General features: G+C 36.9%; 25 protein-coding genes. 15 read left to right on the forward strand and 10 right to left on the reverse strand.

What is annotated here, in order from left to right; genetic code table 11:
* The first annotated feature begins 14 nt into the window (after positions 1-14).
* On the forward strand, positions 15-989 hold the full coding sequence (locus tag CNR22_14205) for a ribonuclease BN (protein PBQ32876.1): 975 nt from the start codon (positions 15-17) through the stop codon (positions 987-989).
* A 26-nt stretch (positions 990-1015) separates the two neighbouring features.
* Here CNR22_14205 and CNR22_14210 read toward each other — a convergent pair whose 3' ends face one another.
* The 3 genes from CNR22_14210 to CNR22_14220 are packed head-to-tail and all read right to left on the reverse strand — an operon-like array spanning position 1016 to position 4342.
* A complete protein-coding gene (locus CNR22_14210; GenBank protein PBQ32877.1) occupies positions 1016-2443 on the reverse strand; it encodes a hypothetical protein in 1428 nt (475 codons plus the stop codon).
* 1 nt (position 2444) lies between these two features.
* Positions 2445-2894: a two-component system response regulator gene (locus CNR22_14215; protein PBQ32878.1), complete on the reverse strand. Its 450-nt coding sequence runs from the start codon at positions 2892-2894 to the stop codon at positions 2445-2447.
* A complete protein-coding gene (locus CNR22_14220; protein ID PBQ32879.1) occupies positions 2891-4342 on the reverse strand; it encodes a hypothetical protein in 1452 nt (483 codons plus the stop codon). The genes CNR22_14215 and CNR22_14220 overlap by 4 nt, the downstream gene beginning before the upstream one ends.
* A gap of 232 nt (positions 4343-4574) precedes the next feature.
* Between CNR22_14220 and CNR22_14225 the strand changes: the two genes are divergently transcribed.
* The 6 genes from CNR22_14225 (at position 4575) to CNR22_14250 (ending at position 10180) form a co-directional block, all read left to right on the forward strand.
* On the forward strand, positions 4575-5168 hold the full coding sequence (locus tag CNR22_14225; GenBank protein PBQ32880.1) for a hypothetical protein: 594 nt from the start codon (positions 4575-4577) through the stop codon (positions 5166-5168).
* A gap of 11 nt (positions 5169-5179) precedes the next feature.
* Positions 5180-6376 carry an FAD-dependent oxidoreductase gene (locus CNR22_14230; protein PBQ32881.1) on the forward strand — a complete coding sequence of 399 codons (1197 nt, stop codon included), beginning with the start codon at positions 5180-5182 and terminating at the stop codon, positions 6374-6376.
* A gap of 82 nt (positions 6377-6458) precedes the next feature.
* Positions 6459-7253 (forward strand): NAD(P)-dependent oxidoreductase, encoded by a 795-nt coding sequence (locus CNR22_14235; protein ID PBQ32882.1) that lies wholly within the window; start codon positions 6459-6461, stop codon positions 7251-7253.
* Positions 7254-7271: 18 nt separating this feature from the next.
* Positions 7272-8393, forward strand: a complete 1122-nt coding sequence (locus CNR22_14240) for a DNA topoisomerase I (GenBank protein PBQ32883.1) — start codon at positions 7272-7274, stop codon at positions 8391-8393.
* Between the two features lie 19 nt (positions 8394-8412).
* On the forward strand, positions 8413-9192 hold the full coding sequence (locus CNR22_14245; protein PBQ32884.1) for a Ku protein: 780 nt from the start codon (positions 8413-8415) through the stop codon (positions 9190-9192).
* Between the two features lies 1 nt (position 9193).
* Positions 9194-10180 (forward strand): DNA polymerase LigD, encoded by a 987-nt coding sequence (locus tag CNR22_14250; protein ID PBQ34912.1) that lies wholly within the window; start codon positions 9194-9196, stop codon positions 10178-10180.
* 71 nt (positions 10181-10251) lie between these two features.
* Here the strand turns inward: CNR22_14250 and CNR22_14255 are convergent, their stop codons facing one another.
* From CNR22_14255 to CNR22_14265, 3 genes are all read right to left on the reverse strand, one after another.
* Positions 10252-11202, reverse strand: coding sequence for a hypothetical protein (locus tag CNR22_14255; protein ID PBQ32885.1), 951 nt, complete (start codon positions 11200-11202; stop codon positions 10252-10254).
* Positions 11203-11357: 155 nt separating this feature from the next.
* A complete protein-coding gene (locus CNR22_14260) occupies positions 11358-11858 on the reverse strand; it encodes a peptidase M23 (GenBank protein ID PBQ32886.1) in 501 nt (166 codons plus the stop codon).
* Entirely contained in the window at positions 11818-12291 is a 474-nt protein-coding gene (locus CNR22_14265) for a hypothetical protein (GenBank protein ID PBQ32887.1), read from the reverse strand. The genes CNR22_14260 and CNR22_14265 overlap by 41 nt, the downstream gene beginning before the upstream one ends.
* A gap of 304 nt (positions 12292-12595) precedes the next feature.
* Between CNR22_14265 and CNR22_14270 the strand changes: the two genes are divergently transcribed.
* From CNR22_14270 to CNR22_14305, 8 genes are all read left to right on the forward strand, one after another.
* The gene (locus CNR22_14270; protein PBQ32888.1) at positions 12596-12883 is read left to right on the forward strand and encodes a hypothetical protein; all 288 of its coding nucleotides are present in this window, start codon (positions 12596-12598) and stop codon (positions 12881-12883) included.
* A gap of 19 nt (positions 12884-12902) precedes the next feature.
* Positions 12903-13259 (forward strand): hypothetical protein, encoded by a 357-nt coding sequence (locus tag CNR22_14275; protein ID PBQ32889.1) that lies wholly within the window; start codon positions 12903-12905, stop codon positions 13257-13259.
* Between the two features lie 11 nt (positions 13260-13270).
* Positions 13271-13687: a hypothetical protein gene (locus CNR22_14280; protein ID PBQ32890.1), complete on the forward strand. Its 417-nt coding sequence runs from the start codon at positions 13271-13273 to the stop codon at positions 13685-13687.
* A 36-nt stretch (positions 13688-13723) separates the two neighbouring features.
* Positions 13724-13966, forward strand: coding sequence for a hypothetical protein (locus tag CNR22_14285; protein PBQ32891.1), 243 nt, complete (start codon positions 13724-13726; stop codon positions 13964-13966).
* Between the two features lie 94 nt (positions 13967-14060).
* Positions 14061-14441: a hypothetical protein gene (locus CNR22_14290; protein PBQ32892.1), complete on the forward strand. Its 381-nt coding sequence runs from the start codon at positions 14061-14063 to the stop codon at positions 14439-14441.
* A gap of 6 nt (positions 14442-14447) precedes the next feature.
* Positions 14448-15881 (forward strand): sigma-54-dependent Fis family transcriptional regulator, encoded by a 1434-nt coding sequence (locus CNR22_14295; GenBank protein PBQ32893.1) that lies wholly within the window; start codon positions 14448-14450, stop codon positions 15879-15881.
* A gap of 109 nt (positions 15882-15990) precedes the next feature.
* Positions 15991-17028: a hypothetical protein gene (locus CNR22_14300; GenBank protein ID PBQ32894.1), complete on the forward strand. Its 1038-nt coding sequence runs from the start codon at positions 15991-15993 to the stop codon at positions 17026-17028.
* 142 nt (positions 17029-17170) lie between these two features.
* Complete coding sequence (locus CNR22_14305; protein ID PBQ32895.1) at positions 17171-17341, forward strand: DUF1328 domain-containing protein; 171 nt, start codon at positions 17171-17173, stop codon at positions 17339-17341.
* Between the two features lie 182 nt (positions 17342-17523).
* Here CNR22_14305 and CNR22_14310 read toward each other — a convergent pair whose 3' ends face one another.
* From CNR22_14310 to CNR22_14325, 4 genes are all read right to left on the reverse strand, one after another.
* On the reverse strand, positions 17524-20733 hold the full coding sequence (locus tag CNR22_14310) for a hypothetical protein (protein PBQ32896.1): 3210 nt from the start codon (positions 20731-20733) through the stop codon (positions 17524-17526).
* A 10-nt stretch (positions 20734-20743) separates the two neighbouring features.
* Entirely contained in the window at positions 20744-21124 is a 381-nt protein-coding gene (locus CNR22_14315; GenBank protein PBQ32897.1) for a response regulator, read from the reverse strand.
* 244 nt (positions 21125-21368) lie between these two features.
* Positions 21369-23651 (reverse strand): hypothetical protein, encoded by a 2283-nt coding sequence (locus tag CNR22_14320; GenBank protein PBQ32898.1) that lies wholly within the window; start codon positions 23649-23651, stop codon positions 21369-21371.
* Between the two features lie 208 nt (positions 23652-23859).
* Positions 23860-24342, reverse strand: coding sequence for a hypothetical protein (locus tag CNR22_14325; protein PBQ32899.1), 483 nt, complete (start codon positions 24340-24342; stop codon positions 23860-23862).
* Positions 24343-24452: the final 110 nt, after the last annotated feature.

A 24452-nucleotide genomic window follows, 5' to 3' on the forward strand; every position in this document is an offset into this window, starting at 1 on the left:
TGTTTTTAAAGGGTATGAAAATTAATAAAGCCGCGTTTAAAAGCGGATGGTCAATAACCAAAGATTCTTTCAGTGAATTCAGCGACGATAAGGTGCTTAAACTAAGCGCTGCACTGGCATACTACACTATCTTTTCACTGCCGTCTATGCTCATTGTGATCATTGGTCTTTGCAGTATATTCTATGGTAAGGATGCTATTCAGGGTGAGATTTTTACAGAGATCAGCGGCTTTATTGGTAAGGATGCTGCTCTGCAGGTTCAGGATGTTTTAAAAAACACAACTTTGCACCACGATAATGTGCTTACAACCATTGTGGGGTTTTTAACGCTCCTGGTAGCAGCTACAGGAATGTTCGGCGAGATTCAGGATTCGATTAATTCGATATGGGGTTTACAAACCAAACCAAAAAAAGGATTTATAAAATTATTGCTTAACCGCCTGATGTCTTTTTCAATGGTGGTTGTTCTGGGATTTATTCTCCTGGTTTCGCTGGTGTTAAATGCTTTGTTAGAAGGATTACTGCACCGGCTCGAGCGCTATTTTTCAGAAAGTGTTATCAATTACTTTTTTGTGCTTGATTACGGGTTGATAATTATAGCAACAACGGTTTTATTTGCTTCCATTTTAAAAGTTTTACCCGATGCCAAAATTCATTGGCGCGATGTATGGACAGGAGCTTTTACAACTTGTTTGCTTTTTTTGTTAGGCAAATTTTTGATCGGTTATTATTTAAAACACAATTCGAGTATTACTGCGTATGGTGCAGCCGGTTCGCTTATTCTTATCTTACTTTGGGTATATTATTCCGCCATCATCCTGTACTTTGGGGCTGAATTTACTCAGGTATATGTACGTCATAAAAACAGGAAAATAGAGCCGAACAAGTATGCAGTTTGGGTTGAAAAAAATACGGTAGAGAAAAAGCTCAACACGCAAATTAACGAGCATACAACTACTATTGATAATAAGGTGGAAAAACCCTCTTAAAAAATAAATTCTCCCGACGTTTACTTTTAATTTTTTAAAGGAAGTGTGATCAAAAAGGATGTGCCCTTATCAATTTCACTGCTTACTTTTATATTTCCATCGTGTTTTGATATAATGGTATGCGTTGCAGTGAGTCCTAACCCGGTTCCTCCATGTTTAGAAGTAAAAAATGGCTCGAATAATTTATTAAGGTCTTGTTGCGGAATTCCCTTGCCGTTGTCGGAGATGACAATGGTAACAAGATCTCCGATTACGGAAGCTTTAATACTCAGTTCGCCATTCTCGCTCGTAATCGCTTCCACAGCGTTTACCAGAATATTGAGAAGTGCAATGCTGAGTTTTTCTTTATCGCCTTTTATCAGAATTCCTTCCTGGATATTTTTCGAGATTTTAATTTCCTTCAATTTTGCCCGGTCTTCAACATTTTGCAATGTGTCGCCAATAAGATCGTGAATATAGAGTTCTGCAATATTAATGGTGTCAAAACGTGTTGCATTTAACAGGTCTTCAATCAAAAGATTTATACGCTTACTGTTACGGTCAATAATATCAAGAAATTCGTCAGGACTCTCATCCGAATTTTCGTCGCTTAAAATCATTCGGAGCTCGGCAAGAGATAAATGAATATTGGTAAGCGGGTTTTTTATTTCGTGGGCAATTACCCTGGCTACTTTACCGGTAAGTGTTTGCTTCTCGAGTAATTTCTCTTTTTGTTCGTTTAATCTTCTTTCAGTAATATCATGCAGAACCAACTGGTAAATTTTCTTCTCAGCGTCAACCACAGAAAGGTTTAAAATGCAAAAGCACTTCTTATTTTGCTCCGGTAGCGTTAACTCTATTTCCATCGAAGGATTTGAATAACGTTCTGATTCAAAAATTCTTGGATAAAAATAATCGGAGATGTTTTCACCAATCAGCGCTTCCTTATTTTCGTATTCAAATAATTTTAAAGCAGCTTTGTTAGCATCAATAACATTGAGTTCGAGATCAACAATAAATACATACTCAACAGAGTTCTCAAAAAGATTTTTGAATTTATTTTCACTTTCTTTAAGCGACTTTAAGACGTTTGATTTTTCTATCGCATAGCGAATACTCCTGTCAATGTCTTCTGAAGTATATTGCCCTTTTACTAAATAGTCTGAAACCCCTAGTTTTAAAGCTTGTTCATCAATAGCCTGGGCCTGGAGGCCGGTCATTAAGATCGTGGGGGTAAATGGATATTTTTCGTTAATATAGGATACAAGCTCTATCCCCGTGTGAACTCCAAGGCGGTAATCTACAATAACAAGATCAATGGCTTGTTGTTTTAAAATTTCTTTCGCTTTAGAAAAAGATTCTGCCCAGGTAATGTTTTTTTCAAAACTTGTATTTTTTAGACTGCTTACCAGCAAGAAATAATCATCCTCGTCATCTTCTACTATTAATAATCTTATTGCTTTGTTAGAGTTCATTTTAAATAGCGGGGGTTTTAACTGTTAGTAACCAGTAATTCTTAAATACTTCCATCACTTTAACTAATTCCTGGTAGGAATACGGTTTAATAATATAACTACTCGCGCCGTTATCGTAGGCGAAAGAAATATCATCGGGGTTGCTGCTTGTACTATAAATCACTACAGGTATTTTTTTTAATGTTGCGTTTGTTTTTATTTCTTTAAGGCATTCACGACCGTCTTTCTTTGGCATATTTAAATCAAGGAGAATTATTTTCGGAACGGATACTTCCAGATCCTTATATTTTCCTTTCTTATATAAGTAGTCGAGCAACTCAACACCATCTGAAACAGTGTTCACTTTTTCTTTTACACTCACAGTAGAAAACGCCTGTTTAATCATATACTGATCATCGAGATCATCGTCGGCAATAAGAATACAATTTTCTTCTCTCATAACTGAATTCATGATAAAATTTTTACAGGGAGTCCGACAATAAATGTAGTTCCTATGCCAACTTCACTTTCAGCCGTAATAAAGCCTTCATGATTCTCAACAATGCGTTTGCATATAGCCAGTCCTATGCCAGTTCCTTCATATTCTGAACGGCCATGTAATCTTTGAAAAATAATGAAGATCTGTCGTAAATACTGAAGCTCGAAGCCAATGCCATTGTCCTTAACAAAAATGCAATAATACTTTTTGTGTTTTGTGGGAATATCTTTTACCCATTCGCCTGCTTTTAGTTCCTCTTCAGTATAGTAGTTTGCCGTCACTTTTATTTCTGGAAGTGCTTTGTCGCTAAATTTTAAAGCATTACTTAGCAAATTTTGAAACAGCTGACGGAGTTGCGTGTTATTGCCTTTTACTTCATCCAGCGAATCAATTTCAACCTTCGCACCTTTGGCAGCAAGAGCCAGGCTTAGATCTTCTGTTATCTGGCGAAAAGTGGAGTCGAGGTTAACTTTTTCATTGATATCAAGCATTCTGGTAACACGCGAATAATTTAGCAGGTCGCTGATAAGCACTCTCATTCGCACAACCGAGGTATTCAAACGTTTTAAAGAATCCATTACTTCCTCATCCGGATGATTGGCAAGTTTCATATGTATACGCTCACTGAACGAACCAATTTTCCGGAGAGGTTCCTCCAAATCATGCGATGCTATATAGGCAAACTGTTCAAGTTCTTTATTAGAGTTAGCCAGCAATTCAACTTGTTGTTGTAACTGTTTTTCCGACTCAATCAGTTTTTCTTCGAACATGGTTTTAGATTGGTGTTCGCGCCTTAAAGTCAATAAAATACTTATGAGTAGCAAAATAGAGATGCCAGAAGTGAGAGCAATGATAAAGATAGAAAGCTGTGATTTTGTAAACGTACTCTGGCGAAGCGTGCTAAAGCGCCTGTATTCTATCTTCTTCATTTTTGTAATGGTTTTACGCGTTTTATCCATGATAAAATCTCCGCGTGCCAATATCTTTCTTAAAGAGTCCTGCTCAATAAAGCCTTTTTCAAAATATTTTTTTCCGTCTTCCAGATTTTGAAGCTTGAGGTCTATTTCAATTCCAAAAGCTATCAAAGGTTCTTCTTGTTCCTTCTCTTCCTTTAATATGTCGTAAAGCGAAGCATATTCGCGCTTGATATTTCTTTTCGAATAGTCAAGTGTTTTTAAGAATACAGGACGGTAAGTAATCAGATAACCACGCTGTTGATTTTCTTCGTCTTTTAAAATAGAATGTATTTTGTCGATGCGGGCATTAATGCCATAAGCGTTATCGAGGTAGGATAAAGACTTATAATTATCAGTAATGGTATATAACGCCAATAGAATCGCAGCCAGAATAATAAACAGCGAGAAAGCTGCAATTATATAAAAATAGTTTTTATGGGGTATGCTAAAGCGCGTAAGGGGCATATAAGGTTCTAAATGTATAAACTTTTGTCGCAAATAATAACTTAACAACAAAAATTGGGAGATTAAGTTCTATAAAATTTTATGAATCCCTCAATTTTAAGCTGTGGTATTTTCTCCACACAATGCCGCACATTTTTGATCACGCTCCTTATTCGGGGAAAAGACTTTGATGAAGCTTAACGTAAATCTGGTGGCATATAATTGGTAAAAAATAAGCATCTAATTTTTTTACATGCAAAATTCGCACGACCTTAAAAGAAACCAAAAGGGATCTTCAACTGTAAAAGTTTTCAGGAACTCTTTTATCAAGGAATTAAAATTTATTTATTGGGCTGAAAAACTTCTTATTAAATTTTTAGCCAGGGCGGAAAGAGCAGCCTCAACCAGCTATGCAAAAGCCTGTTTAAAAGGACATAAAGGCGCTACTTCCGAGCAAATAAAACGACTTGAACGTATTTTTATGTTGCTTAATGAAAAGCCCGCCGGAAAAACTTGTTCAGAAATAAAATCGTTGGTAAACGAAGCACACCAGATTTTGAAAGCAACAGAAGAAAATACCCTTTCAAGAGACCTTGGTTTACTTGCCATTATTCAAAAAATGGAGCACCTCGAGATAATTAAATATAACAGCCTTATAAACCTCGCAAATGAACTCGGTATTTTCGAAATTGTTCTTTTATTAGAAAAATCAATCGAAGAAGAATTTGAAGCCAAAGAAATGTTTGCTGCAATAGCGGAAGATACTTTGAATGACGAAAAATTTCAAATTAGAGTTTCTGAAACTTCAGAGGAAGACGACGAGTTTGAACATCTTGAAGCAGTTTGATTTAATTACCTATGAATTTAAAGTCTGGTTACCCATATTTCTTTCTTAAGAATGGTTTATATCACGATTTTGATGTTCTTCGGGAAAATATTACAACAGATGTGGTAGTTCTTGGAGGCGGTATAAGTGGCGCCCTGATGGCTTATGAACTCGTTAAGCAGGGAATAGAATGTTGTGTGATTGACAAACGTAAGATCGGCCTGGGAAGCACCGGTGCAAGCACTTGTCTTTTACAGTACGAAATAGATGTTCCGTTGCATCAGTTAATAACAAAAATTGGTAAGGGAAATGCAATAGAGGCTTACCGCCTATGCAGCGAGGCCATCGATAAGATTTACAAAATTGCCGGCGAAATCGGGTATAAAGATTTTTCGTATTGCGAAAGCCTTTATTTTTCCCATACTTCCCGCAAAAACACCTACCTCCAGAGAGAGTTTGAAAGCAGGCATGAAGCGGGCTTTAAAGTGAAGTATCTTTTGGAAAAAGAAATTCAGGAACGCTATAAGCTAAGATCCAAAGAAGCTATTCTTTCTGAAAAAGCAGCCAGGATCGATGCCTACTTATTCACTCATTTATTACACCTGCATAATCAAAAAAAAGAATGCCGCGTTTACGAAGCTACCCATGTTACAAAAATTACAGAAACCGGCGAAGGCGTAGAGTTGATTACCGACACTGATTTGAAGATAAACACAAAAAAAATAATTTATGCTACCGGCTACGAAGTCACAGAACAAATTAGTAAGTCTATCGTAGACTTAAAGTCCACTTTTGCTTTAGTAACAGAACGTATTGAGAATTTGCCTGATTGTTTTGGTAAAAGTTTATTCTGGAATACAGACGATCCATATTTGTACGTTCGTGAAGACAAAGGTCGGCTGATAATCGGTGGCCGGGATGAGAAGCACTACAATCCTGCAAAGCGTGAAATCCTGCTTGAAAGGAAAGCAAAAAAACTGAAAGGGGATTTTGAAAAAATATTTCCTGATATAAAAATTAAAACACAATTTACCTGGGCGGGAACTTTTGGGTCAACCAAAGATGGATTGCCCTACATAGGCCCTTATGCTAAAAACCCAAACAGTTATTTTGCCCTGGGCTTTGGAGGAAATGGCATAACTTTTAGTGCTTTAGCGGCAGATCTGATCTCAGGATTAATTAAAGATAAGGTCAATACAATTCCCCCAATGTTTAGTTTCAACCGTTAAACTTTAACCTTATGCAAAAAGCCAGTCCTAAAAAGAAACTCCGCAAAGCCCAGCATCAAAGTCGTCCGGGAAGTGAAAAAAAATGCAGCCAAAACCTTTGGATGATGATAAAACAGTGAGGGGGAGTGGTAAGTTAAATGGCAAAACAGCATTTATAACCGGTGGAGACAGTGGGATAGGAAGAGCGGTAGCAATTCTCTTTGCCAAAGAAGGGGCGAACGTGGCTATTGCTTACCTCAGTGAAGATGAGGATGCACAAGAAACCCAAAAAATTATTGAAGAGTACGGACAGAAATGTTACCTCATTCCTGGAGACCTTAGCAAAGAGAAAAATTGCCTCTCGGCTGTAAATAAAACACTAAAAAATTTCGGAACAATTGATATTCTGATTAATAACGTGGCTTTGCACTATGAACAGAAGGAATTAAAAGACATTTCTACAGAGCAATTACTGAAAACATTTCAAACAAACGTTTTTTCTTTTTTCTGGATCACAAAGTATGCTTTGCCCCACATGAAAAGGGGCTCAACGATAATCAATACAAGTTCCGTTACTGCTTATCGCGGAAGTGCTGCCCTGATGGATTATGCTTCTACTAAAGGTGCTATTGTTTCTTTTACCAGAAGCTTATCGGCAAATCTTGCCGCTAAAGGCATTCGCGTAAACGCGGTTGCACCTGGTCCGGTATGGACACCTTTGATCGCCTCAAGTTTTAAAGCTGCTAAAGTTGCGGATTTTGGAAGTGAAGTTCCTTTAAAAAGAGCAGGTGAGCCTGCTGAGGTGGCATCAAGTTATCTATTCCTGGCTTGTGACGATTCTTCTTACATAACAGGCCAGGTATTACATCCTAACGGAGGAGAAATTGTAAACGGATAAATTAAAAATAAGTTCACCATGCATGACAACATAATGAATCTTTCACAGAAAGAAATGAGTTTGATAGTGAAGGATGCTGTAAAGACAGCAGAAGCGGTTAATTTGATTTATGTGAAAGACGCAGAGCCCGGCATCAACCGGGTGAAAAAAGGAGAGAAATTTCATTACGTATTAAAAAATAAAAAGGTAAACAGTAAGAATGAACTCGACCGCATAAAAAGCTTAGTTATTCCACCGGCCTGGCAGAATGTGTGGATTTGTGTGAAAGAAAACGGGCATTTGCAAGCTACCGGCCTCGATATAAAAAACAGGAAACAATACCGGTATCATCCCTTATGGAATGCGTTAAGGAACCAAACGAAATTTTACCGCCTTCATGAATTTGGAACAGTTCTTCCTCAAATACGCGTGCAACTCGAAAAAGATCTGTCTTTGCCGGGATTGCCCCTGCAAAAAATACTGGCATTAATTGTTAGTTTGATGGAGCAAACAAATATCCGTATTGGCAATGATCAGTATGAAAAATTATACGGGTCGTATGGCCTTACCACTTTAAAGGATAAGCACGTAAAGTTCTCGGGAAACAATGTTCAGTTTGCTTTTAAAGGAAAAAAAGGGGTTCATCATTCTATCAGCATTAACAATAAAAGACTTGCGCTATTAGTGAAGCAATGCCGTGACATTCCAGGTAAAGAACTTTTTCAGTACATTGATGAAAATAAAAGACATCATTGTGTAGATTCGGGCATGGTGAACGAGTACATAAAAAAAATCAGCGGTAAAGATTTTTCGGCTAAAGATTTCAGAACCTGGTCTGGAACCATTCATGCTTTAATGGCATTTAAAACCCTTGGCAATTGCGAAACACAAACCGAAACAAAAAAGAAGATTGTTGAGGCCTTAGATATTGTTTCGAAACATCTGGGGAATACCAGGACGGTTTGTAAAAAGTATTATGTCCATCCAGTCATCGTTTCTTTATATGAAACGAAACAGATCAATAGGTATTTTTCAGAACTTGAAAAAATAAAGCCGGCAAAAAAAATATCGGAACTGCACAGCGAAGAAAAAATTTTAATGAAAATATTCGAAAAGGAAGCTGCTCTCTCAAAATCACCTAAAGGAAAAAGAGCTGCGTAACACTTAAAATAAAAAAGTCATGAGATCAATTTGGACCGGCGCAATAGGATTTGGACTTGTAAACATTCCTGTGAAAGTTTACAGCGCAACAGAATCAAGCACTTTAGACCTTGATATGCTCGATAAAAAAGATCATTCGAACATACGCTTTATGCGGGTGAATGAAAAAACGGGGAAGGAAGTTACCTGGGCAAACATTGTAAAAGGCTACAAATTACCGAATGATGAGTATGTGGTATTGACAGAAAAGGATTTTGAATCGGCGAGTGCAAAAAAAACAAAAACAATCGAGATTACCGACTTCGTAAAAGAATCGGAGATCGAAAGCATGTATTATGAAACACCTTACTACCTCGAGCCCGACAAATCGGGAGCGAGAGCCTATGCTTTGTTGCGTGAAGCGCTGCTAAAAAGTGGAAAGGTTGGAATTGCTTCTTTTGTTATGCGTAGCAAAGAGGGCCTTGCAATCTTGCGGGCAAATCAAAAGGTAATTGTTTTAAATCGCATCCGTTTTCATGAAGAAATTCGCGATACTTCCGATCTTACTTTACCTGCCAAAACAGAGGTAAAAGCCAACGAATTAAAAATGGCTTTGTCTCTGATCGATCAACTAACCGAAAAGTTTGATATTTCTAAATATAAAGACACGTATAGCGCCGATTTGATGAAGGTAATCAAAGCCAAGTCGAAAGGTAAACCTGTAAAAGCTTCCAAATTAAAAGTGGTTCATAGTACTTCAAAAGACCTGGTAAGCCAGCTGAAAGCAAGTCTGGGTGGTAAGCGCAAAAAAGCTTCTTAAAATGAAGGCGCTCACACGAAAATCATCAGAGAATACAAAGAGACCGGATAACATGTCGCCAGACAAACCGGCGAAGAAAAAGTCTGCAACGATTTTTACTTTTGGTAGTAGTGATGTGCCTGTTACGCATCCCGATAAAATTTACTGGCCAAAAGAAAAAATTACAAAAGGCGAGGTCGTAAAGTACTATCAAAGCATTTCAGAATACATTCTGCCTTATTTAAAAGGACGTTCCCAGTCTTTACTACGCATGCCAAACGGAATAGACAAGCCGGGATTTTTTCACAAGAATGCCGGTGAAGGCGCCCCTGAATGGATAGAAAGCATTAAGTTATATTCAGAAGCTGCAGATCGCGAAATCGATTATATACTTTGCAACAATAAAGCTACGCTTGCCTATCTGAATAATTTGGGTTGTATAGAAATAAATCCCTGGCATTCTACGGTTAAAAAATTAAATAATCCAGATTACCTCGTCATTGATCTTGATCCTTCTGCCAAAAATACTTTTGATGAAGTAATAAAAACGGGTAAGGTTGTAAAAAAAGTTTTAGATCGTGCAGGGGCCGATGCTTATTGCAAGACCTCTGGCGCTACAGGACTTCACATTTATATTCCGGTTAAGAAGAAATACACCTACGATCAGGTAAAAGAGTTTGCCCATCTCGTTTGCAAATTAGTGCAGGGGCAGCTGCCTGAGCTTACCAGTTTAGAACGCAGTCTCAAAAAGCGTGGAAATAAAATCTATCTCGACCATTTACAAAATAGAAGAGGGCAGACCATAGCTAGTGTTTACAGCTTGCGTCCCAGAACGGGTGCAACTGTGTCAACGCCACTCGACGGGAAAGAGGTAAAAAAAGGTTTATCACCGCAAAATTTTACAATGTTTACTATTTTTGAACGATTGAAAAAGAAAGGCGACTTGTTTAAAGGAGTTTTAGGTAAGGGAATAGATCTTAAGAGGTGCCTTACTAAACTTTCCGCATAAAACGAAAGCACTAAAGTAAAAAAAGCTTACAAAATTTTGTAAGCTTTTTGTTATTATAAATAGTTAACCGATTAATGTTGATTGGCGTGAACCCTTGAATTGAATAGCGGAGAAGGTTGTGGGCGAGGATGAGAATTTGCATATTCTTCTTCCATCATTTTTTTCATAATAGCTTTATTTGCACGTTTTTCAGCTCTCATTTCTTTATACGCAAGCCACTTTTTTCCCAATAAAAAGTTCATCACTTTATCAAAGGGCATGTACAAGGTCAGGCTAAGAAGTCCGAGCAATTTCATTGCAAAGGTTGGAGCTAATTTTCTGTAGCTTACACCAAAGCCACCATCAAGGTAAGTGATATAGTGCCAATAACCGCTAGGCATAAACAAAGCGTCTCCGGGCTCTAAAATATATTCATTGGCTTCCACGTATTTTAAACCAGGGTATTTTGCGTAATCAGGATTATCAAGATCCACCAGGGAATATGTATTGTAGGGCAGGCGGTATAACAGATCGGAATATTCAGGTGAAATTAGCACCACTCTTTTTCTGCCATGAAACTGAGTAAGTATCACACTAGACATGTCAATGTCCTGGTGAATACGTACTTTAATGTTTTTGCTTCCAAAAAACATATAGCCAATTTTACCAAGAATACCTTTGAACAAATAAGGACATGGAAAATCTTTTCTAAGACCTGGTTTCTTTTTAAACATATTGAATAAAAACATGCGCAGGTCAGAAGGTTCGTCTTTTATAATAGTATCCACATAGTCACCAAAATTCATCTGAAGATCAGGGGTAGTGAATGCTGAAGACGAACTGTCTTTTTTACCATTGTCAAAAATATCTACTTTAACATCTCCACAATAAGCCTTGATAAAATTAATATTCCATTTACGGCCGGCTGGATATAAGTTGGCTAAACCTTTTATCAGTACAGGTTTTTGGGGTTTAAAATAGTTTTCGTCAAAATCCTTAGTGTTGATGGAACTAACGCTCTCGATGTTTGTATTGAGTTTCATAATAATCTGATTTTCTAGTTCTACTACATATAAAAGCTTGCCAGTAAATTTTAGAGTATCTTTTTAGATCACTTCTGAAATTCAAAGGTAGAAATCAATTTTTAAACTTTGCAATAATAAAAAACGGCCCCTTAGGGCCGTTTTATTTTTTTATGTTAATTTTTGTTGTCTTTTCCAAGATCTTTAATGGCAGCACCCAGTTCATCCATGTCGTGGTTCCACTCACGTTTAAATTCTTCCCAGTTGTCTTTTGATTTTTCTTTTCCATCGCGCATTTTAACTTTCATTTCAGCATTTTTAGCTTCCAGATTATCAATCGATTCCTTATATTTTTTACTGAATTGCTTATCGTTTTTTTCTTTTTCTCTATAATTAGCAATTTCTGCTTCATTAGCTATGATACGTTGATCGCTTTCAGCCTGGAATTTATCCCACTCTTCAGCATATTTACGCTCAGCATCTTCAAGATCCTTTTGAGCCTCATTTACATTTTCAGCCGCATTTTCTACTTTGTTTTCCGAACCGCCTGAGCAGCTGCTTAATACCGCTCCTGCCATTAGACCAGACAGTGCGAGAATAATAAATTTTTGTTTCATTGGTATATTTATTTTTTGGTTAATTTTTTTCTTTCTCACGCAGAACTTTAATACGGTCATGATCTTTAACAATCTCTGCTTTTTGCGATTCTATTAAAGAAATGAGTTGCGAATTCAATACCTTATCTTCATTTTTTAATATCGTTTCGTAAGTTTCAATAGCAGCATCTTCTCCAAATTCACATGAGGCAAGAATCTCAGCTTTGTTTTTTCCGGTCATTGCCGCTTTCAGATCCATCCACAGACGAAATAATTTACCGGAAGTTTTGGTGCCATCAGTAGGTGTTCCTCCAAGTAAAGTTATCTCATGACCAAGATCAGATTTGTTTGTCTTGCTATGGGAAGCCATCGTTACAAATAAATAATCTAACTCTTCGTCCTCGTTTTCTGCAATTGCTCTTTCATATCCTTGAATACGATCATTGTTTATCTCAACAAGATCATTCAGCCGGGCTATAATTTTTTCTGTAGTTTCTTTAGTGGCGGTTTCCATGATGTAAGTATTTAGTAATGCTCAGTAAAAATTATGCCAGCCTATAATCCGGAAAGTACAGGGGCGCGTCAATTATCAAGTAAAATGATGCTCAGATTGAGAAATTGAAAATCAGGATGTTGTAACCATTTTAAGCAATTTTAGATTTTCCACACTATGGGGAAATTATTTCTCTCCATCCAATTATGTGTAACCACGGGTTTTTGTAGCTGCTTGATTTTCAGTTCATAAGCCGGAAAATCAGGCATGGCACAATCTTGGTCATATCCGGTCATACAAATTATAAATTTTTTAAAAATTAAATATTATGGAAAACGCAGGAAAAATTATTGGCGCATTAGTTTTAGGAGCAGTTGTTGGAGCTGCATGTGGTATTCTTTTAGCACCAGATAAAGGTACTGAAACTCGCAAAAAATTATTCAACGGAGCTAAAGATCTGGCCGATGACTTAAAACAAAAAGCTCAGGACGGTTTAAACAAATTCAAAGACATGGCCGAAGAGCGTGCTGAAGAATTTACAAAAACAGCTAAAAATAAAATGGATCACCAGTATAAATCTGCTGCTGATAAAGTAAAAACTGATTTAGCTTAATAGTTTAATTCCAGCAATTATGATAATGGAAGAACCAACCAAAATTGAAGAAACGGTAGACAGTATTAAAGATTATATTAATACAAGATACGAATTAGCAATCCTTAAAGCTTCAGATAAACTGGCTCATGTAGGATCTAACACGTTCTCTTTTCTGCCGATAATTTTTCTCTCTGTCTTAACTATATTAATGTTAAGCTTTGGTTTAGGTTTTTATCTTAACCATGTTCTGGAGAGTGAATTTCTTGGATTCATTATTGTAGGAGGGGCCTATTTATTGATCGTAGTGATACTGTCAGCAATCAGAAAAAATTCAATTGCAAAACCTTTCCGCAATATGATTATCAAAGAATTATTCAAAAATCATAACCAGTAAAAATTACGAAAATGAGCCAGCAGATAGTTATACAGAACGATACCGATCTACATCACCGTATCATGAAACTTAACAACCTCAAAGAAGAACAAGAGTTAGTTATTAAGAGAAACGTGAGAGAATTGGTTTATTCTATGCATCCTTCAATGATGGTTAAAAATCTGCTGAATAAACTCGGTGGAGATAAAGAAACTACTTCAGACTTAAAAACTGCCGGATTAAATCTTGGAAAAGATTTTCTCATCTCCAAAATTTTTGGAAGAGGTGGCTCGGTAAGAGGGTTTATATCTTCTCTACTTGTTCGTAAGGCTACAGATTACGTTATGACAAATCATCCAGACCTTATTTCAAATGGAATAAATAAAGTGCAGGGCCTTTTTAAAAACCTGAAACAAAAAAAAGCGATAAGCTCAAACAATTCAATTTAAACCAAACAATTAATAACAAATAAAACGCTTAAAAACATGAAAAAATTATTCATTTTAGTAGCTGCCCTTGGATTAGGCGGAGCTATGACATCTTGTAAAAAAGATTACACCTGTGTATGTAACAGAACCTATACTGAAAATGGTACTACTGTAACCACGCATGATCAGGACTATACTTTTAAAGATACAAAAGTAAGAGCAGCTGATAAATGTAATGACATGGAGACTACTGGTACAAGTGGTGGATTCGATTACACTATCGAGTGTGACATTAAATAATCAGAATTAAGATTGGTGGTGAGCAATAATTGCTTTACCACCAATCTTAGTTTCTTTTAATGAATATAATACCCTAATTTAGCTCTAGTACTTTATGTTGATGCTGATGAATAAAAAAGTTCTGATTATTGATGATGAAGCAGACATTCGTTTTCTTCTTAAACGGGCGCTTACAACCCATAAATTTTCTGTTTTAGAAGCAGAGAATTTAAAAAAAGGTGTTGAGCTGTTTAATCAAAATCAACCGGATATAATTATCCTGGATGTAAATCTACCAGACGGAAACGGTATTTATTACGCTAGAAAATTTAAGAATGAAAATAACATGGTTATATTCATTAGCGCAGACAATGATAAATTAGCAGACGGGTATAAAGAATTGGGAGCAAATGGATTTCTCAAAAAACCATTTTTGATAAACCAATTACTAGAAGTGATAAACAACGTAGAATCTAACAAAACAACCATTAATTAAAACACTATGGCAAAAATTCTTATTATTGATGACGACACGGATATCTGTCAATTACTGGATAGATTTCTAAAAAGAAAAGGTCACGATACAAGTTATGTCACCAGCGGAAAAAAAGCGTTAACTTATTTGAAAGAGAATGAAGTAGATATCGCATTTTGCGATTTCAGACTTCCTGATACTGACGGTAAGGAGCTTTTATTAAGCATAAAAGAACTTAACCAAAAAACCCAGGTAATCATTATTACCGGGTATTCAGACGTTAAGATAGCCGTAGATGTTATTAAAAGTGGAGCTTTTGATTATATTACAAAACCCCTTTTACCGGAAGAAGTATTGATGCTTGTAGATAAAGCTATAAGTGCTAAAGATGAAAGAGCACAATCTGGTTCTTCTTCTTCTGAAAATTCTGTTACAGATGGCAAAGTAGAAGCCGTTCCGCATAAAAAACATGTGGTAGCCGATCCTAAAAATCTGGTTGTTGGCAGAAGTAAGGAAGCAGATAAATTGCACACACAAATTAAACTAGTAGCTCCGACAAATTATTCGGTAATTATTTATGGAGAAAGTGGAACAGGTAAGGAATCTGTTGCATACAGTATTCACACACAGAGTACGCGTAAGGATAAACCTTTTATCGCGGTAGATTGCGGGTCTTTAACCAAAGAATTAGCAGGCAGTGAATTGTTCGGTCACGAAAAAGGTTCATTTACCGGAGCTATGCAAACCAAGATCGGTCAATTTGAATTGGCTAATGGTGGCACTATTTTCCTGGATGAGATCGGGAATTTGACTTACGATATCCAGGTTTCTTTATTACGTGTAATTCAGGAAAGAAAAATTCGTAGAATTGGCTCTCAAAAAGAAACCAACATTGATGTGCGTATTATTGTTGCATCAAATGAAAAGTTAAGCGAAGTTACAGCAAAAGGAAAATTCCGTGAAGATCTTTATCATCGCTTCAATGAGTTCTCAATCGATCTTCCACCATTGCGTGAAAGAAATGACGACATTATGTTATTTGCGGATTTCTTTTTAAGAAATGCAAATGGCGAACTAAATAAAAATATTACGGGTTTTGTTCCTGAAGTTGAAAAAATATTTTTGGATTACAATTGGCCGGGTAATTTACGTGAAATGAATAACATCATTAAACGCGCAGCTTTGCTAACAAGCAAAGATGTTATTACTCTTGAAACGCTTCCTCAGGAAATTATTTTCCAATCGAAGTTTAACCTGATTGAGGATACTAAAGAGAGTTCGGCAAATTATAAAGATATGCCGGATCTTAAGTCTGCAGCGCTTCATGCAGAGTATGAAAAGATTCTGGAAGTTTTACGTAAAGTGAACTTTAATAAATCTAAAGCCGCTTTAATTTTAAATATCGACAGAAAAACTTTGTACAATAAAATGAAGACCTTTAATCTGTTAGTAAACGGATAGTACTTTTAATTTTTTATAATTTTAGAAAAGACCAATGTCAGCAGCATTGGTCTTTTTGTTTTTTGTATCGCATTTGTTTTTTTTATAAATTTGGTAAAGATCCCAACTTATGAAAAATCTTTTCCTCTCTTTTTTCCTCTGTTGTTTATTTCTTACTGGCCAAAGGGCTTTTTCACAAGCAAGCTTTAGCCTGACTTCTAATGTATGTGCGGGCACGTCTCTCACGGTAACGGCTAATGCAGGTACACTTTCAGCAACCGCCTATAGTTGGTCGTCTTCTCCTTCAGGACCAATAATTTTTTCCCCTGCTGCTTCAGTTACTTCCATAAGCTTTCCAATAGCCGGAACATTTACAATTAGTTTAGCAGTTGTCACCAGTACTGGTTCTTCTCATTTTAATGCAACGGTAATAGTAAATGCATTACCGTTAATTACTCTAACCGCCAGTGACGACACCATTTGCCCGCCTCAGACAACAACTCTGATGGCCACAGGGGCCACTAACTTTAGTTGGACTGGTACTGCATTGTCTTCACCCGTTGGTGGTGGCGTGATTGCAACACCAAGTGTCACTGCAGTTTACACCGTTACAGGCGAAACTTCAGGGTGTATAAGCTCCGGTACGGTTGTAGTGGTAGTAGGAAATTATCCTGCAGAAAGTTCGGTCTTATTAGCGAGTAGTGCTGCAGTCTGTGTCGGCGAAACGGCTACCCTAACTGGTTATGGGGCAATAAATTATATATGGACTTCCAGTTCCTTTACCGGCAGCATAGCGCAACAGTCAATAGCCGCTACGGTAGGCAGTTATAACTTGCTTTTATCTAATGGAGGAGGATGTACAGCGACAGCGGTTTTTTATCTGGCTAGTGCGAATTGTACCGGAATAGAGGAGTTGGGGGACGAAAAGCACCTGGCCATTTTTCCAAATCCATTTCAATCTGAACTGTTCATTAATATGAAGCATGCCAGTTTAAGTGAAATAAGGTTTTATGATAGCTATGGAAAACTTGTACTTGTGCGAAATTTTCCTTCATCTCCCCCTGGCCTTCTCCATTTTAATGCGACTGAGCTAAAGGCCGGTGTTTATCATCTAAAAATAGTTGACGGACAAGGTAATAGTTCAAATTGTAAACTCATTAAGAATTAGGAATTGTTTCCACTTTCCCTTTTTGCGCTTATTTTTCCCCACGTGCAAATACATTCCCCATTTTTTGCTTTTAATAATAGTGGATATAACTGGCATAAATTTTACTTTATATCCGGTATAAACCATTAAAAACCTATTCCATATGTTACGTTATTCAATAATATTTTTAGTGATTGCTTTAATAGCGGCACTATTCGGATTCACTGGAATCGCTGCAGGCGCAGCAAGTATTGCTAAAGTGCTTTTCTTTATATTCCTCGTATTATTTGTTCTCGCATTGTTAGGCGGAGCATTCTTAGTAAAGAAGAAGTAATTTTTATTTCTTCTTAGTTTAAACGTCTTTGTACTTTGTACAAAGACGTTTTTATTTTATATCTGTAAGCTTGTTTTGAAAGTTTAACCCCGAGAGAGCAATGAAGTTAGAGATCGCGGAAAATATGCCCATGCATGCTAAAGTGAACGAAGCGGGTTCACTGGAAAACTATAACTTAATTTTTAGACTAGTGGAAGAAAAATAGTAAAGAGAGCACCCTCATTCTCGCCGGGTTCAGCAGTAATATGGCCATTGTGTGTTTGTAAGATCTTACGGCAAATAGAAAGTCCGATTCCTGTACCCTCATATTCGGTTTTACCATGGAGGCGCTGGAAGATTTTAAAAATACGGTCCGCATGTTCCTGGTCAAATCCAATTCCATTATCGATGAATTGGATGTGATGGTATTTTTTACTTCCGTCCAGATGAGGATATTGCGCAATCTTTTCTTTTTTTGCAGGGCTTGCTGAAATCTTTATTACAGGCGCAACACCTGGGCGCGTGTATTTTAAAGAGTTAGACATAAGATTACTGAAAAGCTGCGTCATTTGTGAGGAAATTGCGTTAACGACAGGCATATCAATTACTTCAATAGAGGCCTCTTTTTCCTGGATCTGCAATTCAAAATCAACTTCTATTCCTTTAATAATTTTAGATAGGTCTACAGATTCGAAAATGCCTGTTGCCTGCGACAATTGCGAAAAAGCAAGAACATCGCGAATCAGATTTGACATTCTATCGGTAGAAGTATAAATTTTTGATATGTAATTTTTTGATTTTTCTGAGATTTCGGGAATACTGTGCTCCAGCATTTGCGTAAACGTACTGATCTTGCGCACAGGTTCTTGCAGATCGTGAGAAGCAATATAGGCGAACTGCTCCAATTCAGAATTAGAGCGTTTTAGTTGAAGATTCGATTCGTCCAGTTCTTTTGTACGTTCAATCACGGCCGTTTCAATTTGTTTCCGTGTTTCTACCTGGTGCGTAACTTCAATTACTAAAATAATAACTTTAGATACTTTATTGTAACTGTCAAAAATGGGTACATAATCAAATGTTGCAAAAATCTTTTCATGAACACCGCGCCGAATGAGCACCATTTCAGCCTCTTCCGATCTGAATTTTATGCCGGTTTCAAATACTTCTTCTAGCGCAGGGCCATATGTTTCAGCTACTTCCGGAAAAACGTCCCAATAGGTCGCGTCTTTAAATTGCTCACGTGATTTTCCGGAAATCTGAACAAAGCGTTCATTCACGTCTTCAATCTTCGCTTCTTTTCCTATTACAACAGCAATACCGATGGGAGCGGCAGTTATTAAATCACGTAATTCTTTTTCTTTGTTTTCTATTTGCTGGCGTGCAAGAACCTGGTCGGTAATTTCTGATGCAGCTGCCATCATACCATATATTTCACCGGAAACTTTTCTCAGGACTTTGTAAGTGTATGTATAATAGCCGGTATAAGGCTTCCCGAAGCGCACTAAATCGATCTTTTCTTCTGACTGTACAAAAGTTTCTCCAGTAGTAAATACATGGTTCATTCGTTCCTCAAGCACAGATCCGGCAAGTTCGGGAATTGCCTCTACAAATGTTTTTCCTATAATAGATTCATCACGTCCCAGAAGCTGTAACATATTTTTATTTACAACAGAAATAGTCAGCTCTTTTCCAGTATATACAATTTTGGCTACCGGAGAGTGATGTATCACATCGCGCGAAAACAGTTCACTCTCTTCAATTTTTTTAAGCGTTAAAATATGTTCTGTTATATCTGTGGCATGCACAATTATACCTTTCACTTTTCCATCGCTTTTTATGTCGGGTGTGTAAACGATGCTTAGCCACTTATCACCTTCCATTCTTGAAGGAGCATACATTTGATAAGTGACTTGTTCACCTCCGTATGCCCTTCTTAAATTAGGCCGGGTTTGATCGTAGGCTTTGTCTCCAATAAATTCACGAATGGTCTTTCCAAGTGCACCTTTTGCATCCACGTTAAACCATTTCATAAAAACGCCGTTGTATGATTGATACCGCTCCTCTTCATCCACATAAAAGATCATGGCAGGCACTGTATCACGCATTAATTGAAGATGCGCTTCACTTTCCTCAACTTTTTTCCGTGCGGCTACTTGCTGGGTAACATCGGTTGCTACAATCAAAATTCCTGTAATTAGTCCTTCTTCGCGAATGGGTTGATAAGTAAGATCAACATGAATTTTTTCCAGAACATTATTTCTTAAAAGGGTTGCCCCGACCTCATTTGCTGTGTATGCAACACCGGTTGATAGTACTCCGTTCAGCAGCTCTTCAAAACCCTGGCCTTTGAGCTCTGGCAAGGCATCGAGCAAAGACTTGCCAATAATGTCGTCAGGCCGGCGACCTACTAACTGGCCATAAAAACGGTTAGCCATTTTAAACACAAGATTTTCACTGCTTATCCTGGCAATGCCAACAGGCGATTCTTCAAATAGTGAAAGCAGCTCCTGCTGACTTTTTTCGGTTTTTCTTTTGGCCAGTACTTGTTCTGTAACGTCCACAGCCATATCCATAACACCGTAAATTTCTCCTTTTGTATTACGAACGGCTTTATAAGTAAAGTCAAAATAAAAGGGACGAAGTTTTCCATCCACCAACAATTCACAAAACAGACCATTTGCTTCAAATGATTTTCCTGTTGTAAAAACATCATCCAGTAGTTGTAGAAAAGATTGTTCTTTTAATTCAGGGAGTGCTTCGGCCAACGGCATTCCAATTACTGACTTACCTTTGCCCCAAATCTCTATCATCTTGTCGTTGGCAAGGTCAATCAACATCTCTTTTCCTACAAACAAGGCAGTAGCAACGGGAGCTTCCTGAATGAGCAGCCGCACTCTTGCTTCAGTTTCCTGCAGTGTTTTGGCCGCATTTACTTTATCAGTTGTTTCGAGAACAATGCTTTGCACTCCTCCTACTGTTCCATCTTCCATATAAATAGGAATATAGGAAACATTAAAAAAACATTCTTCAAAATATCCGTTCTTATCTACCAGGATCTTTGAGTCCTCCATGTAGATTGTCTCGCCACTCATTACTTTTTCAAAAAGTGCTTTTACAACAGGCCATCTTTGTGAAGTGTTTTCAACCTTCGCACCCAGTGCGCCCGGATGCCTTGTTTTTCCGAAAGAAGGAATGAATGCGTCGTTGTAGAATTGCACATAGTCTTTTCCCCACATAATACACATGGCAATGGGTGAGCTAAGCATTAATCTTAAAGCATTTTTTAATTCTGCCGGCCATGTTTCAGGGCTTCCAACCGGAGTGCTGGACCAATCGAAATTACGAATGAGTTCACCAGTTTCTCCTCCTGCTTTTAGAAATTTAAAGTCTGTATTCTTTTTATTTGAACTCAAAACGAATAACTTAGTTAATGATGGGTTTAAGAATTTCTACCAGCTGGTCAAAGCGATTAGGTTTTGTTATAAAATCTTTGGCGCCAAGGTCTCTTGTTTCTTTTATTGTTGTAGGACTAGCAGAGGTAGAAAAAATAATAACCGGAATTTCTTTAAGGGCTTCGGTATTTTTAAGGAGTGTCAAAAATTCACGTCCATTCATAATGGGCATATTTAAATCAAGAAATATTATGTCGGGATTAAGCTCTTTTGCTTTTAGTTTCTCTAACGCCGTTCTTGCGTTTGTAAAACAAACGCATTGTACCAGATCTGAAACTTTGGAAAGCGCATTGGTAAAAATTTCCTGATCTTCTACATCATCGTCTATCAGTAAAATAGTTTGATATTGCATATAGCGAAAGTACCTTTTTTGCCACATACTGGCAATAGACAGAATGCAGTAACTCCTGTTAATGGTATACCCTTAACTTTTAAAAAGAGAGAAAGCCAACCAAGATTACAGGTACTTCACTGGTGAAAGATTTACAATTGTGATCATCAGGTAACCACGATTAATCCACCTTTAAAAATATATAGCAAGAAAAAGGTCCTCCGTTTCCGGAAGACCTTTTTATAGTAAAGCAGATCTTAATTAATTACTGTTTTACAAAACGTTTAGTTGTTGTTTTATTTTCAGTGATGTTGGTAATTTTTACAAAGTAACAACCAGCACCTAAAGAAGAAACATCAAATTTATTTACTGAATTTGTAGTGATAGTTGTAAGAAGAGTTCTTCCAGTTACATCAATTAACTCAAATTGGTATTCGTCTGTTGAACTTGCAACTTTAATATTCAACACATCTTTAGATGGGTTAGGATATAATTCGATGCCAGTTAATTTTGCAACTTCTTTAATACCTACAGTTTGTCCGTTTTCAACTACGGCAAACGGACTTAATGAAGTTAAACCCATTCTTGATAATTCAAAAGTTCCATTAACACCTGCAGTAGCGCTTGAAGATGCAGTCACATCCCATGCACCTGAAGTGTAGTGACTAACAAATGCATTAGTTCTATCGAAAGCGTTTAATTCTGATGTTGCTTTCCAACCAAATTTTAAATTAGCATTTACTGTAGTTACACCAGCACCTTCAACAAACCATTGTCTGTCTACTGCTTTAAGGCTTGCATTGTACATGCTTTGAGCTTTAACGCTAAAGTTACCTGTAGTACCAGTTGCAGTTTGTTGTACATAAGCTGGAGAATATGCTGCTGTTAAACCTACAGGGAAAGTTACATAAGCACCTGCAGAAGTTACATTTTGAATCAAAACACCAGAACCGTTATCAGAAGTTACAATGTATTTAGTATCATCATATCCAGTGATAGAAGCAGATGGCATAATTTCTAAATCACCATTTCCTAATTCTAATTTTCCTTTTGTAAATTGTAATTCATTATTAATAAACAGTTTTGTTCCAAGAACGATGTTGGTGGTGCCACCAATATTAATAACTAACTTTTTAAGTGTTTGGTTGCTTGTTGATGCATTATCAAAATACAGCGTGTTTTGTCCCGCAGCAGTTAGGTTTAAATTAAGTTCAGATGTAGCACTTCCAATAAATGTACCGTTAGCTGAAGTAGCAGTTAAAGCGCTTAAAGTAAGAACCTTCCCGTTAAGATCAAGTTTACCACTTGTTAAGTACAATGTACTGTTAACTGTTGTATTAGAAGCAAGCATAACTTTATTGGATGCACCTGTAAAATTCACCATAAGTTGATTTAAAGAAGAACCCGAAAGTTCGATCCCAGAAGTGATGTCGCTTGTTCCTGCATATTCAACATTGTAAGCCGATGAACCGGTAAATGTACCCGAGTTAGCGGATAAAGTTCCTTTTTGTACATGAATGGTAGAATTTGCTCCTGCCATTAAATTACCACCTAGTTCAAGGCTTAAGTTACCTTCCATAAGGTAAAGGTTTGAAGTAACTTGCAAATCAGTTCCTAATTTAACAACACCTGTTGAAGTGCGGTTGATGGTTAATGCATCAAGAGAAGAACCAGTAGTGAATCTTAAAAAGTTAGTAGTAGAACCAGTTCCTTCAACAATCAGGCTTGAAGAACTAGTACTTGAAATCATAGCTCCTGAAGAAATTAAAATATCTCCTTTTAGAGTAAGCTTGTTATTGTTAATTTTTAATGTACCATTTGATAAATTAAGATTTCCATTTACCGTGGTGTTGTTAGCAAGAGTTACACTTTGTGTATTGCTTGACATGTTTAAATAGATATTTTGAACGGTTGCAGAATTTAATTCAACACCTGCCGTTTTAGAAGATCCTAAATACATCACATTGTAAGCGTTTCCTGAATTAAATACACCAGAGTTAATAACCAAAGCTCCGTTTCTAACTTTTACAGTTGAGCCGGCTGCCATTGTTAAATTTCCGTTTGTATTTAAACCTAAGTTTCCACTTTCTAATTCAAGTGTATCACTAATGTTAGCTACAGAAGCAAATGCAAGAGTAGAACTACCTGATATAAAATTAGCAAGGTGCTTTACATTCATAGTTCCTGCATAAGTAATGGCGCCTAATAAGCTGAAAGTCATTTTTCCGATACTTACAGTACCCGTTCCTGTAAAATTTCCAGAAGTCATGTGAACACCATTGTTTGTAGTGTTTGTTAGCATTCCGTTCACAGCAAAAGTGTTTAACAAGCCGCTGAAAGTTACATCTGCGTCTAAATTAACAGTGATATTAGCTGGAATGGTGATGTTTTGATTGGAAACTGTTGGACTTGGTGCTGTTCCACCCCATGTTGCAGAATTGCTCCAGTCGCCTGAAGTTACCGCCGTAAATTGCGCGCTAGCCAGTGTAGTGAAGAAAATTCCCACTGCGAATGCTGTTGTTTTTAAATTGAATAGATTTTTTTTCATTTTTGATTAATTTTTAGAATTAGTGTATTACGTTTTTTTATCTCATAGTATTTAATAAAATCATGCCATGCCTTATATACCGTGGTTTCCAACGACATATCTTTTAAGTGTGAACATTCTTCCTCAATAACTGGGCAATATTTGTCTGTTAAATAAAAACAAAAAGGCCGCCAGATTCACTGACAGCCTATTGTTTACAGAGTTCAATTTATTTTTTGTCGACATTTGTCTTAAGCCCGTAAATTTCTACATGAGCTTTTTCGTCTTTCTTATTAGAGATTGTTTTATAAACAAAAACAATTTTTTTGATAGCGCGTTCTCCTCCCTTAATGTCTATTTCTTTCGTTTGTCCCGGGGCCTTCACAGGAAAATTAACACTTACTTTTTGGTTGTCTCCACTTTCATAAAAGATTTCAATGTCCATTATATTAATGGGAGCATCTTCTACTCTGAAAATTAAGGCAGCAAATCTGTCAGCGCCAATAACGGTAATCTCGTCACGCTCTTTTGTGAAATCCACGGTGGTTTCACCTATTTTATGCCACCCTTTTTTATCGCTCACTACCATTTTGGTTTGAGCACTTAACTTATTTATCCCTAACATGGCCAGAAATAAAATAAAAATTACTTTTTTCATTTTTTTAAATTTTAATTTGTGAATAGGATAATAATCATGGAAATTCTGTGCCACGAGGTTTTAGTTCAGTAATTTGAATGAATTCGTAACTAGTTTAAGCGAAACATCAAAGTGTTCAAACGTGAGTGTGAAAAAATCTCAGAAAGCGGGGAGCATAGTTAAAA

The organism is Sphingobacteriaceae bacterium, assembly GCA_002319075.1.
Lineage (GTDB): Bacteria > Bacteroidota > Bacteroidia > B-17B0 > Aurantibacillaceae > Aurantibacillus.